The organism is Streptomyces sp. NPDC037301 (genome assembly GCF_055602785.1).
The window spans coordinates 1-13,402 of the sequence record NZ_JBVJWD010000052.1; the positions used below are offsets into that span (position 1 = coordinate 1).

General features: G+C 69.0%; 15 protein-coding genes. 10 read left to right on the plus strand and 5 right to left on the minus strand.

Annotation, left to right across the window (positions count from 1 at the left end):
• The first annotated feature begins 1,313 nt into the window (after window positions 1-1,313).
• From ACZ7IB_RS40940 to ACZ7IB_RS40950, 3 genes are all read left to right on the plus strand, one after another.
• Entirely contained in the window at window positions 1,314-2,318 is a 1,005-nt protein-coding gene (locus tag ACZ7IB_RS40940; protein WP_470919787.1) for a hypothetical protein, read from the plus strand.
• 574 nt (window positions 2,319-2,892) lie between these two features.
• Window positions 2,893-3,681 (plus strand): hypothetical protein, encoded by a 789-nt coding sequence (locus ACZ7IB_RS40945; RefSeq protein WP_470919788.1) that lies wholly within the window; start codon window positions 2,893-2,895, stop codon window positions 3,679-3,681.
• Window positions 3,682-3,712: 31 nt separating this feature from the next.
• On the plus strand, window positions 3,713-4,381 hold the full coding sequence (locus tag ACZ7IB_RS40950) for a hypothetical protein (protein ID WP_470919789.1): 669 nt from the start codon (window positions 3,713-3,715) through the stop codon (window positions 4,379-4,381).
• 75 nt (window positions 4,382-4,456) lie between these two features.
• Here the strand turns inward: ACZ7IB_RS40950 and ACZ7IB_RS40955 are convergent, their stop codons facing one another.
• Complete coding sequence (locus ACZ7IB_RS40955) at window positions 4,457-4,609, minus strand: hypothetical protein (protein ID WP_470919790.1); 153 nt, start codon at window positions 4,607-4,609, stop codon at window positions 4,457-4,459.
• 282 nt (window positions 4,610-4,891) lie between these two features.
• Here ACZ7IB_RS40955 and ACZ7IB_RS40960 point away from each other — a divergent pair, with 282 nt between their 5' ends.
• On the plus strand, window positions 4,892-5,197 hold the full coding sequence (locus ACZ7IB_RS40960) for a hypothetical protein (RefSeq protein ID WP_470919791.1): 306 nt from the start codon (window positions 4,892-4,894) through the stop codon (window positions 5,195-5,197).
• A gap of 96 nt (window positions 5,198-5,293) precedes the next feature.
• Window positions 5,294-5,623 (plus strand): hypothetical protein, encoded by a 330-nt coding sequence (locus ACZ7IB_RS40965; protein WP_470919793.1) that lies wholly within the window; start codon window positions 5,294-5,296, stop codon window positions 5,621-5,623.
• A 443-nt stretch (window positions 5,624-6,066) separates the two neighbouring features.
• Here the strand turns inward: ACZ7IB_RS40965 and ACZ7IB_RS40970 are convergent, their stop codons facing one another.
• On the minus strand, window positions 6,067-6,339 hold the full coding sequence (locus tag ACZ7IB_RS40970) for a hypothetical protein (protein WP_382959844.1): 273 nt from the start codon (window positions 6,337-6,339) through the stop codon (window positions 6,067-6,069).
• Entirely contained in the window at window positions 6,336-6,614 is a 279-nt protein-coding gene (locus ACZ7IB_RS40975; RefSeq protein ID WP_382959842.1) for a hypothetical protein, read from the minus strand. Before ACZ7IB_RS40975 ends, ACZ7IB_RS40970 begins: the two co-directional genes overlap by 4 nt.
• Before the next feature lie 495 nt (window positions 6,615-7,109).
• Between ACZ7IB_RS40975 and ACZ7IB_RS40980 the strand changes: the two genes are divergently transcribed.
• The gene (locus tag ACZ7IB_RS40980) at window positions 7,110-7,517 is read left to right on the plus strand and encodes a hypothetical protein (RefSeq protein ID WP_470919795.1); all 408 of its coding nucleotides are present in this window, start codon (window positions 7,110-7,112) and stop codon (window positions 7,515-7,517) included.
• A gap of 332 nt (window positions 7,518-7,849) precedes the next feature.
• Here the strand turns inward: ACZ7IB_RS40980 and ACZ7IB_RS40985 are convergent, their stop codons facing one another.
• Both ACZ7IB_RS40985 and ACZ7IB_RS40990 read right to left on the minus strand, forming a co-directional pair.
• A complete protein-coding gene (locus ACZ7IB_RS40985) occupies window positions 7,850-8,341 on the minus strand; it encodes a DUF6420 family protein (RefSeq protein ID WP_470919796.1) in 492 nt (163 codons plus the stop codon).
• Entirely contained in the window at window positions 8,338-8,505 is a 168-nt protein-coding gene (locus tag ACZ7IB_RS40990) for a hypothetical protein (protein WP_470919797.1), read from the minus strand. The genes ACZ7IB_RS40985 and ACZ7IB_RS40990 overlap by 4 nt, the downstream gene beginning before the upstream one ends.
• 428 nt (window positions 8,506-8,933) lie before the next feature.
• Here ACZ7IB_RS40990 and ACZ7IB_RS40995 point away from each other — a divergent pair, with 428 nt between their 5' ends.
• The 4 genes from ACZ7IB_RS40995 (at window position 8,934) to ACZ7IB_RS41010 (ending at window position 13,021) form a co-directional block, all read left to right on the plus strand.
• Entirely contained in the window at window positions 8,934-10,337 is a 1,404-nt protein-coding gene (locus ACZ7IB_RS40995) for a hypothetical protein (RefSeq protein WP_470919798.1), read from the plus strand.
• Between the two features lie 300 nt (window positions 10,338-10,637).
• On the plus strand, window positions 10,638-11,126 hold the full coding sequence (locus ACZ7IB_RS41000; protein WP_470919799.1) for a hypothetical protein: 489 nt from the start codon (window positions 10,638-10,640) through the stop codon (window positions 11,124-11,126).
• Window positions 11,127-12,245: 1,119 nt separating this feature from the next.
• Window positions 12,246-12,701 (plus strand): MarR family transcriptional regulator, encoded by a 456-nt coding sequence (locus ACZ7IB_RS41005; RefSeq protein WP_470919800.1) that lies wholly within the window; start codon window positions 12,246-12,248, stop codon window positions 12,699-12,701.
• Window positions 12,701-13,021 (plus strand): replication initiation protein, RepL2, encoded by a 321-nt coding sequence (locus ACZ7IB_RS41010; protein WP_470919801.1) that lies wholly within the window; start codon window positions 12,701-12,703, stop codon window positions 13,019-13,021. The genes ACZ7IB_RS41005 and ACZ7IB_RS41010 overlap by 1 nt, the downstream gene beginning before the upstream one ends.
• The last annotated feature ends 381 nt before the right edge of the window (window positions 13,022-13,402 follow it).

Here is a 13,402-nt window from a genome sequence, read left to right on the forward strand (position 1 = left end):
CAACCAGCCCCGGCCGGACACCCCAGTCGTCACCCTCGTCGGACCCACCAAACCAGCCCCAACCTCCCGGAAAAAGACCTAAATCACCGGTATTGCCTCTAGAAGTGTCTTGAAGATCTTGGAATCGTGCCCGACTTGCCCTGGCTCATGGCGATTGACATTTACCGGCAATCCGGGGTGAGTTGGGCAGCCAGAGCAAGATCTTCAGCAGTCTTCTAGCCGTCCGTGCGCCCCTCCCGTCTCATCGCCGGGGTGCCCCGTGCCTGGCGGGAAGACAGCAGCGTTCAGGTCAGGCATGATCGCGTGTGCCCGCGGATCAACCGCTCTGGGCCGCGGGCAACCTACTCTGCGTATTTTCGAGCCTCGTTCGGCCCAGCCACCGGCCGCGCTACATCCCCGCACCGGCGCGGCCGGGGCACTGTGGCAGGCGGAGCCCGCCCGGGAGCCCTTCGCACGCCGACCGGGCGGGCCGCACCCCGCGAGCTGCTGTCTGCCGGACACCAAGAGGACTCCCTCATCAACGACTCCGGCACCGGCAAGTGGCACCCCTGGATCGCCGTTGGCACCGCGATCGCCGAGGCCGCCTGGACCGTTCCCCGCCCCGAACGGCCCCTGCCGCGTACAGCGCCCCGCCACACACGCGAGGACACCACCAGTACACTCCTCACCGCCCGAACCCGTTCCCACGGCCCTGGCAGGGAAGCGGCCAGCCCCTGCAGAGCCCCTGACAGGCCTTGAGACCGTCACCAGCAACCCCCGCCCCAGGCTCCGCCACGGCCAGCCGCCTGGCTGCGTTTCCTTCCCGCAGACGATCACCGCGGGGTACCGTCCGCCGCCCATCAGCAGAAAGCAGACACCGCCCGTGTCCCCGGAGACCCCGATCTACAACCGCCTCATCGCAGAGCAAGGCGACATTCCTGCCCAGGTACGCGGCGAAGCCCAGAGACTGGGACGGGAGCTGGAGCGCGTTATACCGCCCGGACCCCGGCCCGTCTCAGCTGTGCCGGTACAGGACAACACACGCCCCCGGCCACATGCCTGACCACGGCCCACACCCCGGCCCGACCGCTTCCCCACGCCGTCCCGCACCGCTGCACGGCGTGGCGCTCTCCCCGCCTCGACCCCTGCGGCTACAGTGACGAACTGCGGCATTGGTCTGCTGCTCCTACCGCGAACCTCGGCCCCTCGGGTTCAGGCGGAGGCGAAGAAGCACGGTCTTCGACCAGTGCCGCCCCTTGACCTCACTACCGCACGCAGTGCCTCTCCCTCACGTTCCGCGGGCCGACGGAGCCGAGCGAAAGGTGCTCTTTGCGATGTCGGTGAACCAGATCAGCCGCCGCGCCCGCACGTACGCCCTCTACACCGGTACTCCCCGCCAGCTCGCCTGCGACACCGTCGCTGCCATGCCTCCCGACGCACCCCTCATCCCCGCGACGGCCGAACACGCACAGCTCCTCTTCGAGTCCGAGGTCTTCTACTGGGTACTCAACAGCCAACGGACCTACTTCGAGTACCCGTTCGGCATCCAGTACGTACAGCCCACCGCCGCCGGACTGCGACTGCACCTGGAGAGCACCAGGAGCCTGGACACCCTGCTGAGCGGACTGCTACCCCGCCGCATCCCGCGCAACTACACGGACGTGGACGAAATCTACGGCCTGAACGGAGTCCGCATCTGCGCGCGCTCCGAGAGAGGCATCGAACTCCGGCGCCTCGGACAGCCGACGAGCCTCCAGCTGACCGGCCCCTCCCGCCGCTCCTTCGAGAAGGCCGAGGCCGCCCTCGCCCGGCGCGTCGAGGAAGACGGAGGCGAGGCCTGCTGGCGAACGGAAGGCTTCACCGACTACGAGAAACAGTGGGACGCCGAACACCATCCGCTGGTCTACGAGTCCACGTGGCGCGACGCAGCCTGGCTCCCCAGCGGACTGCTGCGCCGCCTCGGCCTCCTGCACACGGTCGCCGTCCCCCAGGTCGTCACCGGCCACGAGTCGCGGCTGGGGGAATGGTGGATTCTGGAGCTGGACCACTTCTCCGACACGGGCCTGCGGCGGGCGGAGCTGGTGCAAGCGCTGACCGACCCCACGAACGGCTTGCCGTTGGAACTGCGCGGGCACCGCGACCTGGCGCCCGGCGAGAGCCTCGGCCTGGTACTGCTGAAGGCACCCGACGGTACCGCCGCGCTTCAGCTGCGCTATGACCGTGTCGACTACCCGGAAAGGGATCGCGCCGAGATGTTCAAGGCCATCCGGCGACGCATCGGCAAGCTGACCGGCGAGGCTCAGTTGCCGGTGCTGGAGGAAGGCCGGGCCGATGGGTGAACGCGATGCCGTGACGTCCAGGCGAGCCAACTGCCCCGCCCGCGCCCGTTCAAGAGTCCTTCCCCGGAGGGATGCTGCCGGATGCCGACCGGCCCGATCGCAACCGCTCGCGATACGGCGCTCCAGCCCCGCATCGTTCATGATCGGCCCAATTCGCGCGACGGCCTTGCGCCAGCCGACTGTTGCCCACGAGCATGGGGTTCCAGCCCGCACCCACGGTGTGCGGTCCCGCCGGTCATCCCCACCGTTGACTGCCCGGGTGAACTGAGCGGACGCTCGAACCGGTACGACCTGTGATGCACGTGCAGACGGCGACCTGACCCCTGGGCTTGGCGTCGCACTGAGGTGGGGCAGTGCGGTACGCGAAGCCGGGTTCAAGGAGCCTCATGTCCACCGCCCCACCGCACAGCGCCGCGCCCAGCGGACCCAGCCGAACCGGCTCGCCCGTCTCCTGGATGCCGAGACCCAGATCGGCTATCAGAAGGCGCTTCAGAAGGTCACCAGTACCAGCGAGGCCGGCCAACTGCCAGACCGCCTCGACCACCACGGGCTCGACCTGGCACTGCGCATCCTGATGCAGCAGGACTACGCGATGTGGAGCCCGCTCGCGGCCGGCCACCTGTGGCCCGACGCCTACCATCCGCTGATGCACGCCCTGCCCGGCACACGGACGAACCAGGCTCACGAGGCCCTGGAGCGTGCCCACGGCGCTGGAGTAGTCGAAGCCGCCGAGGACGGCGACTTCGACCCCGACGAGGTCCTCCACACCTGGGAAAAGGAGGGCGATGAGGACTACGTGGACGATGACCTCGACGAAGATGCCGAGGACAGTCCCAACCCGGACGGCAACGAAGCCGGTATCTCGCCGGGGCCGCGGAAGGACGCTGAGATCGCCGCCCGCTGGTGGCTGGACCGGCTGGCCGAGGACGGCGTTCTGCCCCGTTACTGCATGCCCGACCCGTACCCCGGCCGATACCCAGTGCCTCTCGATGACGCCCTCGATATTCAGCGGGCCACCGCTGATCTGGAGTCCTACGAAGCAGAACTGCGCCGCATCGTCAGTGACGAGCCCCGCGACATCGACGCCTACGCCCACCTCGGAAGCCTGTTTCTGCAGCGCCATGACGGCGAGTTCGGCGACCTCATCTCCTTCACCGGCCCCACTGCCCCATCATCTCGCATGGCAATGAGTGTCATCCGGCAGCCACAGGCTCTGCACGTTCCTCCGTACCTGCCTCTGACATACGCGAGTACGCAGGCAGGCGGACATTCGCGACAGAGGGACGGTGGCAGAGCATGGTCAACGGCATCCGCGACGGACTGTTCAGTCGCCTGTGAGGAGTCGAACTCGGCGTACCTTTGACTCCCGGCAGGTCCCAGTACTCCTGTGGCGCATGGGCCGCTTCAACTCCGCCGAACTTGTCCTGCTGAGGCTGCTCTACCTCAACCCTGCCGACAACCAGGGCGCGCGCGAACTCCTCACCGATGTCCGCGCGCACCGCCGCTGGCACCCTGGCATCACCGAGTCCGACGATCACCGCATCCGCAATGACGTCCTGGTCGTCGCCCGCCGCCCGGTCCATGTACGCCCCGGCAGCCTGCGCACCCTCCTGACCGCCGATGAGCACCCCGCACCGGACACCGTCACCGCGGTCGCACGCCGCGCCGCCGCTGCGGCCCTGGGCGCCACCTGGGACGGCCACTCGGCTCACGTCGTCATCGGTCCGCTCCGCGACGGCATCAAGGTGACGGTCGTTGCCCGGCACCAGCGCGGTCACAGCCTGGTCCCCGACGACTACTGGTGGGACGCCCACCCCGTCGGTCGGGAGATCGACGGCCCTGTACTGCTTGTACTGGTCGCTGACCGGGGCTACATCGCCGTCGCCCAGTTGCTGCGGGCCGACCAGCTGGCCGCCTACCGGGCCGCCGACCTTCCCGGCCGTGACCGCACGGCTTACACCACCACATTCATCCATGGCGGCACCCGCTACGGGATGAACCTAGCCTCCCTCGTTAACCACGCGCTCGACGACGTCCCGGATCGGCTCGGCCCCTGGAGCTGATCTCTACCGGTGCCGGCCCGGCATTTCCGCCCGGGCCGGCACGCTCCTCCGGCCTGCGGAGCGGTGAACACCGGCCTACTGGCCGGGCTTCACCTTCAGGATCTCGATGTCCGTTGCGCCCTCCCCCTCCAGCCGCTGCTTGCGCGCCTCGGCGCTCGGCAGGTCGTAGCTGACCGCCGACGTACGACTCTTGCCGTCCTGCACCCACCGGAGCTTGTAGTTCACCATCGTCGCCGTTCTCCCTCTTCCCGCTCTATCCACGGCGGCTTCCCAGCCGCACGCACAGATGCTCGCACCCTGCACGGACAACGGCTTACGGCTTTGGCCCTGGTGCCGGACAGCGGCGCACTTGGCGCTACGCCTACGCAACGGGGAGCCCGTGCCGAAGGCCGGCCGAATCCCCTGACACGCCAGGTGCGCACGAGACACAATCCCCACCACAGAGCGCGCTACCCGGCCCCCGCCCGGCTGTGCCCGCCCGCCGACGCAACGACTCGATACTGTGTCCGCGTGCTCAATCGATGGCATGTGATGCGCAGTTGGTGGGCTCTGGGTTCGCGGTGGTGGCAGATCCTGGTGGTCTGCGCCGCGGGTCTCACGGCAGCTGGCAGCATGGCGATCTCCCTTCCGCTGTGGCCCGACGGAGCGCGGCGAGCGGCTCTGTGGTGTGGCGGCGCGGTGGGCGTGGCCGCTCTGACCGTGGGCGGCTCCGTGCTTGCCTGGGCCCGGGTGACGGAGCGCGGGGTGTACTCACCGGGCTGGTACCGCCGTTTCGCGAGCGAGGCACGACAGCACCACAGGGGCACCAGCCCCTGAGAGCGTCTGGAGCTCGACGAAAAGGATCCCGTCAGCCCCCGTAGCGCGGATAGCCTGGGGACCCGGGACAGGACACTCACGGTCAAGGGAGCGCTCATGTGGGCCCGTCGCAAGAAACGCAAAGCCCTTGAAGAGCTCCGGGCCGGCGCGCTGCGTGCCATCTACTGCATGGAGCATCCTGACGGTCCGCGCACGGACCGCAATCCGCACTCCCAGAACGCCGAGCTCACCCCCTACGCGCTCGCGTCCATGCTCACCCGTGTCGTGTTCGACCAGGTTGCCCACATGATCTACGCAGGCCAACCCGAGCGTGTTCAGGCCCGCCGCGACTGGGCTGTGTGGGAGCTGGAGTACGCCGGATTCCCCGAGCTCGCCCGAGAACTGACCGATGAGATCGACACCCAGCGCGCCAGCGTCCCTTCGTAGAGGGGGACCTCACTGGGAGCTGTCGGCTGAGGCAGGCCACCGCCGGTGCGAGGTAGCGACAGCCGGTCATCGCGGGGGTGGCCCGCCTTGAGGAGGTTGGTTGCCCAGAAATCGTGCTGGTCGCTGACCGGGGCTACATCGCCGTCGCCGCCTTGGGCGGGTAGTCGAGCCGGTGCGAGGTATGAGTGGAATCGAGCCGACCCTCACCCCGGCGCGCACCAGGTCCTTCCCCCGCAGTACTGGAAGTCCCCAACCACGACGAACACTTGCCCCCATCCAACGCCTGCCATCTTGCCCGGTCACTCTGGCACAACGGCCCCGACCAGTACGCCTGGTTGGTAGCCGCCAGGATCACCAGCCGGGACGCTGTCCTGTCGCTCCGCCAGCCGGCACCGCACGCGGGCGGCAAGGGCACTCCGGCCCCTGGAGACCGGAGAGAGCCGTCAGTGGAACCAGACCAGGACAGGAACCCGGATCTCCTTCGCTTCTCTCATGATCATGTACTCGATGATGACCGGCTCGCCGGGCACTTCCAGTGAGTGCCGGACTCCGATGTCGTCCATCGAGTCACCCGGCGGGCGCCGCCCGAGATCGAGCGCACCTCCGACTTCGATCGCCAGTGCCCTCAGGAAGTTCGCGGTCTTCCTCCGCAGGTCCGCAGGCATGTCCAGGACGGTCCGTGCGGGAATCTCCTCGGTCCAGACGCTCCAGCTCATGCGACGTCGATGCGGGTGATGAGCTCGTCGACGGACAGCAACGAGCGTCCATTCTCCGCGTTCGCACGGCTACGGGCAGCCTCAGGAACGCGACTGATCATGGCTGTCTTCCACCAGCGGCGCATCACTCCAGGCACGGCCGATTCCTCCGCGGCGAGAACCTCGGTCTTGAAGCGCGCACTGTCGGCCCCGCCAAGGGCGTCAGCAATGGCATTGATGGTGTGCGGAACGGCAGGGATCCGGCGGTCCCGCGGGCTCTCAGGCTGGGCGCTCACACTTGTCCTCCAGGTCGGGACTTCGAGTGTCCTACACGACCGCGCGCGGGGAAGACCACATCGCGGCCTTCGCACGGAAGGGGGGCAACCGGGGGCGTAGGACTTACCTTCGGTTGGTTGTCCGAGCGCAGCCGGAAAGGGCCGGTCCCGACCGCCTCGCCGTCGCCAGGGCACAGGCCCGATGTGACGCCGCGCGCCTCGCCGCCGCGGGAACTCGGTCAAGCATGGGCGAGCGGCGGGGGAAGCAGGCGCGCGTGCCCGGCTGAACACGGAAGCCCGCCATTGCCGCGCGCTTCTATCGTGCGCTGCACGCGTGATGCCGACAGTGCGGCTCCGGCCGCTGGCCAGCCCGGCATAATCCTGTTGAATGCGCAGGTGAGAGCATCGACAGTCACCGGGGCTGACGAAGGGAGTGCGGCTGTGCTGTTGCGGTCGAGAAGGCCACCCGAATGGGAATGGGCGCTGGCCACACTGCGGGACCTGCGAATTCCTCCCATGGGGCGCGCCGAAGATCTCATTGCCTTCTTCGAGCAGCATCTCGGCTATCCCATCAGGGTGGACACCACGGATGACGTGATCATCAATGGAGCCCTGGAAAACCGAGCAGGCGGAAGTGTCGCCATCCGGATTCCGGCCGGCACCACCGGTTCACGTCGCAGACATCTCATCTGTCGTGGCCTGGCACGGTGTCTGTACCGACAGCCCGGAGACCGCACGGGCAGGCTCGACTACTCGTCAGCGATCGAGCGCGAGATCGAGACTGCGGCCACCCTGCTGGGTGTTCACCTCGCGGAGTCCGAGCGATTCGACCGGCTCGCCGAGAAGTTCGGTTGGTCTTGTGTCATGACTCTCGCCCCGAGGCGCCAGGCCGCCCCCAGGCGCAGGTGGCGGCTCTCCAGGTAGCAGGCCCAATGCCTGATCGAGTAGGGGCGCGGCAAAGACCGATCCATCACACGCCGCCACGTCGTCCAAGCCCAAGCTCACCGAGGCCACGCCGAACGGCCAGCAGCTCACCGCAGCGGCCGCCGACCTGGGCCCCCCGGCCCTCGCCGCCCGGCTGCGCCGCCCGCACCCAGTCTTTGGACGCGACGACGCCGACCTGCCCGCCGCCGAGGCTGCCGAGGCTGCGGCGAGGTCCTGCGGCTCATGGGCGGGCTGAACAGCTCCTGCTATAGCGCGGACGACCCCAGCGGGCGCCGAGGCTGAGCCGGTTGGGGCCGTTGGGTCTGACAGACCTAACCGCCATCGGCCTGGTCTTCCTCGCACCCCGGGCGGGGGAGCCCAACCAGGTCTCGCGTGGTGTCCGCGAGCCGGTCGACGGGCCCGTAGTCGCCCAGCTCGATGGCGAGCAGGGCGCGCACGAAGGCGGTGGGCTCGATGCTCCCGGTCGGGAACTCGAAGCTGCGTAGGACGCCGCCCTGGTAGGCGGCGCGGTGCCTGCATCCGGCCTGCAGGCAGCGTCCCTCCATGGCCAGCGCGAGCCGCCGGAAGGCCGCGTCCTTCTCCTCGGTGAGCTGGGCGGGACAGCCGAGGTGGTCCAGCGTGACCCGGTGGTGGGCAGCGTTCTGTCGCAAAGTGAGCCGTCCGCCCCCGGGCGTGACGGAGCGGCCCGCAGCCACCGGTCCGTACGGGTGCAGCAGCGGCAGGCCTGTCTCCGTGGCGTGCAGGACGGGCAGGCCGTCGTACTCGGTGTGCGGGCCTGCGGCGCCGCGGTGCTCGGTCGTCATGCGGTCCTCGTCTCGGTCGTGCGGGCGATGGCGGGCTCGTGCTTCTGGTCCTCGTCGTCGCGGTCGTCGTCGGCTGACCAGACGCCGAGCAGGCCGGGCAGGCCGGGGGTGGCGGCACCGAGCTGGACGGCGCTGCCTTTGGGCCGGCGGTGGGCGCGGATCACGGGCGCGGTTCTCCTGTGGTGGGCGGGCGGTACGCCACCATGGTGGCCCCTGCCCGGGCGCGTTCGGCGGGATTCGGCCCGCGCCCACACGATGGACGGTCCCGCGGGTTCCACGACTGTTCTTCTTCGCAGGCCAGCGCGTTGCGGTCCGGTCTCACGACAGACAGGCGAAGGCCCCGCGCGCGGGGGAGGGCGGAGCCGGTTGGACCCGTTGGGTCTAACTGGTCTGTAGCGGGGCGAGAGACGGGCGGTGCGGTCCAGGGCGCGCAGTAGCCCGGGCTCTCATCCGGCGCACCCGCCAGTCGCGGACACACAAGCTGACGGTTGGCCAAAAAGCGCTGTGCCGAAGAGTTTGCCAGTCATGTATAACGGAGCATTAGAAGTGCTACACAAGAAAGCAGCACTAAGCGAAGGAAGAGAGTAAGACTTTGGTCTACGACATCCGCCCGTTCGCCAACGGCACCCGGACCGACCATCCGGTCCCCGGGCTGCCGTTCGTCGACGACTCTCATCTCCCTCTGGACGACGGCCCGGAGGCCATCGAAGCCGTCGGCCGCAACAAAGGGCAGGGCATGTGGGGCCGCTTCGACGAGAACCACCGCGGCGACGGCTATCACGCCTTCACCACCGATCCCCTCAACCGCCAGCTCGGCTGGGCGGTCCGCTACCACCCCGACCACGGCCGGACCGTGCTCCTCATGAGCGACGGAGCCACCTCCTCCATGCACTCCGAGTGGTCGGCGGACCAACTGCTGTTCCGCGTCGGCGGCTACTGGTGGGACGGCGCCACCTGGTACCGGCCCGGGCAGATCTGGGATCCGGTCACCGAGGACTACGAACGCCGCAAAGCCCGCGCCGCCGCCACCGTCACCGCCGCCGACATGCTCGACGGCCGCGCCGACCCCGCCCGGGCGCACGTGCAGAAGGTCGCCGCCTTCGACCCCAAGGCACCGGCTTTGGACAACTGGCTCGACCACCTCGCGCTGTGGGCCAAGCAGCACCAGAAGCAGGGCAACGCGCTGCCGCTCGACCAGTGCGTCGTCGACCTGGCCAGTCCCGAACTCACCGGCGGCCAACTGCTCGGCGTGCCCGAGATGGCCGCGCTGGGCGGCATCACCGCCTCCTCCCTGCGGGCCTACATCTCACGCAGCTCCAGCGACGTGCCGATGCCGCAGGCAAGCGTCGGCGGCCGTGCGCAGTGGTCGCAGCCGGTGGCGGAGGACTGGGCGGAAGCCCGCCGACGCTCCGCCGAAGGGGTGCGAGCTGCCATGTCCGCCGGCGACCGCCACGACCTGTCGCCAGGCGCCGCCGATGTCCGCGACCGGTTCGCCGCCGACTTCCACGGCACTTTGTGGGACCGGCCGGACGTGCGCAAGCGGTGGATCCTGCGGCAGCGCAACGAGGCGTCGGTACGCGAGGTCGCCGACTCCCTGGCCTGGAGCGTCGCGGCCAGCCTGGACCGCATTCTGCCCACCCGCATCCTGGGCCCGACGATCCGGCACGCCGTCCTCGACGACTTCGCCCACATGATCGGCCTGCGCACGAAGAGGCAGACGCGCAAGGCAGGGACGGAGCCGCCCAAGGACACCTGGTGGGACCTCAACCTGACGACACCGGTGGCGAAGATGCTCGACTGGTTCGTACGGCACCACCCGGACTCCGCCCAGCGGTGCATCGGAGACATCATGCGCGAGGCGCACAGCCGCTGGGGCACCCCGGCCCAGGCGACCGGCAGGGCACTGCTCCGGTCGCTGGCCATGGACGGTGAGCTGGACGAAGACACCCTTGAGGAGTACTTCGCACGCGTGGTGCCCGGGAAGCGCAGTACCTGACGGTCTGGCACGCGCAGGAGGGGGCTGGAGCCAATGCCAGTGGCTCCGGCCCCCGCCGCGACTGTAACCGCTCCCTCCCTGTTGTCCTTGTTAGAGCCAACGGGCCTTAGGGCCGACGACATCCGATGGCGCCCCAAACCGGTCATCTGGTGCGCGGCGACCGGATACGGGTCGTACTGGCCACGGCGGTGGCCATGGGGCGAAGCCAGCCGGGTGAACAGACCGCGTGGTTCGGCCCCGGCCGCCGAGGCCGGGGAGAAGGTGAAGCGCGAAACGCCGAATTCCCTGGGGAGAGACGTGGTGAGTGAGCGAGCCGACCGGCTGCGGCAGGCGCTGGTGCTGCTCGGCTTCGACTTCTTGGCAGACCCCGAGCGCCCGCCCGCGGTGCACGAGCTGGAGATGGCCAACGGCCTGGTCGGTGCGGCCGAAGCGTGCGTACTCGGCGCGGAGATCGACACCATGAACAACGAGATCGCCGCGCGGGCGGAGGCGGTGGCCGACCAGGTGCTGGAGGAGGTTCTGCCCGAGCAGATCTCACCGCTGCTGGTGCACCAGTTCAGAGCTGGGCGGCTGGAGCGCTCCCTGACCCGGGCGGCCGGTGGCACCGAGACGAATCCGGACGACCCCGTACTGGCGGCGGCCCGCGATGCCGCTGTGCTCGCAACGGTGCTCATCAGCTACCGGCTCTCCACCGAACGCCTGGATGAGGAACTGCCGGAAGACTTCCTCGAACTCGCAGCGGCAGCCATGCGTTCCTGCGCCCAGCGCTTGCAGGGCCTGGCTGAGTAGAACCCCGAGCCAGCGGGGTGGCGCCCGTCGGGATACCCCGATACCGCCCCCTCCCGCTTCAGCTTCTCAGCGCTGCCTACTCGCGTGACACCCACCCGCCATCCCTCCGGGCCGGTTCGGCGTCACTCATGCGCCGCTGACCTCGTTGCCCGTTCCGGGCGCAGCCCGGACCTGCCCACACCCCACCGACCTCTCCTTCCGCCGCGGGCCCCATCGTTCGGTGTGGACCGCAAAGCCACTCAGCTCGACTCGCGCGAACACCCGGAGAACGTCGCGGAGTTCCTCGCGCCGTCGAACGGGAGACAGGCTCCCAGGCTGAGATCCCCGCGGCCCGGGCACAGACACCGCTCACGGACGCGAACGACGGCGACCAACCTTCCGCCGTTCCCCGCTCCTTGCCCTGCGAGGGCCCCTGGCCTGGCCCACGGTGTAGCGGACTCAGTGTGCACGCTCCGCCTCGTGGCCGAGACCGCGCCTCGCGCGTCTGGGCGGGCTAATGCCGGTGGGCACAGGGTGGGTGGCTGACCTCGCTTCGCGTGCGGCGCCGTACGCAGGTGCGGCTCGTGGACAGCATCAGCGTTGCTGAGTCTCGGGTGGCTCGGGCCGTGACGGCACAAAGCCAGGAAGCGTGGCTGGGACCGGTGGGAGGTGCCGCCGTGAGGCCGTGACCGGCCGCACGGCTGGGTGGCCTCCCGCCGGCCAGATCGCGAGTGCCGCGGCGCAGTCCTGCACGGGTTGTGGCTGAGGCCGCCAGCAGGTCCGTTCGGGCTGGTCAACAGGGAAGGGCGCGCGACGCGCCGGAGGGCGCGGGAATGTTGTGAACGTACGACCCGAGGGCTGGCACCAGTCCTGTACGTATAGAGAGAGGGCCGCGCCAGAATGCCCACTGACCTGGGGAATTGCCGATCTGGATACCGGTTCCAAGATCGGATATGCCGGTTGGGGGACCGCCCTATACCGGCTCACGGACCACTTCATTCCGATTGGTCAGTCCGCATATCCGGATCCACGGACCGGCATACATGACCTAGGAGTACATGTCCTGCTAGTTCACGGATCCTGCGCGAGGTAACGTAACGCCTGTACTCATGGGACATGTCGAGGGACCGGAGATTCCCGATGCCGCGCTCCGCGCACCAACGGCACGAGGGCCGCGGCGAGCCGCAGACCCGCTTCGGCTACATCGGCTCCTACAGCACCGTCGACAACGACCGGCTCGAGGCCCTGGCCGCGGTGCCCAAGAAAGACGGCGGCCTGACCGACCGTGAGTTCCGGATCCTGCAGTGGTTCGTGGGAGCCACGCCGGGATACGACAAGCCCGTCATGAAGACCACGGCGTACATCGCCGAGCGCAACGGGATGACGGGCGACGCGCTGGGAAGGATCATCCGCACCCTTGTCAAGCGTCGGCTGCTCTTCTTCGTAGAGGAGTTCGGCCGCCAGAAGTTCTACAAGGTGACCCCCTACCTCGCCAGTCAGGGGTCCTCCGCCGAGCAGCGCGAAGCCATCCGGGCGTACAACCCGCCCGACATCCCAGGCCTCGGGAACGGGCCTGTAAGGGGGGACGTGTCGTGATGACCGCCGACGATCCGCAGGTACTGGCGCGAGAGGTCCTGCGCCGCTCCGAAGACCTCACCCCCAACCAGCGCCTCCTGCTGCAGCTGTACGCAATCATGCCGAAAGAGCCGGGCGGCGCGGTGCGAAAGACGGCTCGCGAGCTGGCGGAGGAATGGCTGGGCTGGACGCCGAGCCTGTTCTCCCGCGTCCGCGGCCAGCTCGTCGAGGACGGCTGGCTGGAGTTCGTCGACAAGCTCTCCAACTCCCCCATCTACCGCCTCGGCGAGCGCGCGACCGGCCAGCGCACGGTCATCCAGCTCCACTCCCGCACTGCCTGACCCGCCGGTAGCGGCCGGCATTGGCGTCCTGCCTGCCGGTGGCGGTTACCAGAGGTCGGCGCAGGTGAGGACGTAGCGGCGCGGAAGGGTACCGGGGAGGAACTCGCAGAGCGTGGAACGGGAAGGGCGCACTTTCTCCGCCTTCGGCGGAGGGCCGAGTGCTCAGAGGCCTCACCTCAGCACCTCATCATTCTTTCCGTCGCCACCACCGGCGGCGCGACGACCGGGAAGGCCGTGGCTGTGAACCCCGCGCGCCCCTCTGGGGCATCACCCGGCTCTTCGCTGCTGGCAAGGGTGGTCCCGGGGTGCCTGACGAGCCCGTCACGTTCACCGGCGTGGCCCGCGCCGCGAATGTCTCGCACTGGCTCGTTTACGCCGACG

Coding starts and splice junctions, on each gene's coding strand:
- ACZ7IB_RS40955 (WP_470919790.1), bottom strand. CDS start 4,609: ATGGTGAACTACAAGCTCCGGTGGGTGCAGGACGGCAAGAGTCGTACG.
- ACZ7IB_RS40940 (WP_470919787.1), top strand. CDS start 1,314: ATGTCGGTGAACCAGATCAGCCGCCGCGCCCGCACGTACGCCCTCTAC.
- ACZ7IB_RS40980 (WP_470919795.1), top strand. CDS start 7,110: ATGGGGCGCGCCGAAGATCTCATTGCCTTCTTCGAGCAGCATCTCGGC.
- ACZ7IB_RS40945 (WP_470919788.1), top strand. CDS start 2,893: ATGCAGCAGGACTACGCGATGTGGAGCCCGCTCGCGGCCGGCCACCTG.
- ACZ7IB_RS41010 (WP_470919801.1), top strand. CDS start 12,701: ATGACCGCCGACGATCCGCAGGTACTGGCGCGAGAGGTCCTGCGCCGC.
- ACZ7IB_RS40985 (WP_470919796.1), bottom strand. CDS start 8,341: ATGACGACCGAGCACCGCGGCGCCGCAGGCCCGCACACCGAGTACGAC.
- ACZ7IB_RS40950 (WP_470919789.1), top strand. CDS start 3,713: ATGGGCCGCTTCAACTCCGCCGAACTTGTCCTGCTGAGGCTGCTCTAC.
- ACZ7IB_RS41005 (WP_470919800.1), top strand. CDS start 12,246: ATGCCGCGCTCCGCGCACCAACGGCACGAGGGCCGCGGCGAGCCGCAG.
- ACZ7IB_RS40970 (WP_382959844.1), bottom strand. CDS start 6,339: ATGAGCTGGAGCGTCTGGACCGAGGAGATTCCCGCACGGACCGTCCTG.
- ACZ7IB_RS40965 (WP_470919793.1), top strand. CDS start 5,294: ATGTGGGCCCGTCGCAAGAAACGCAAAGCCCTTGAAGAGCTCCGGGCC.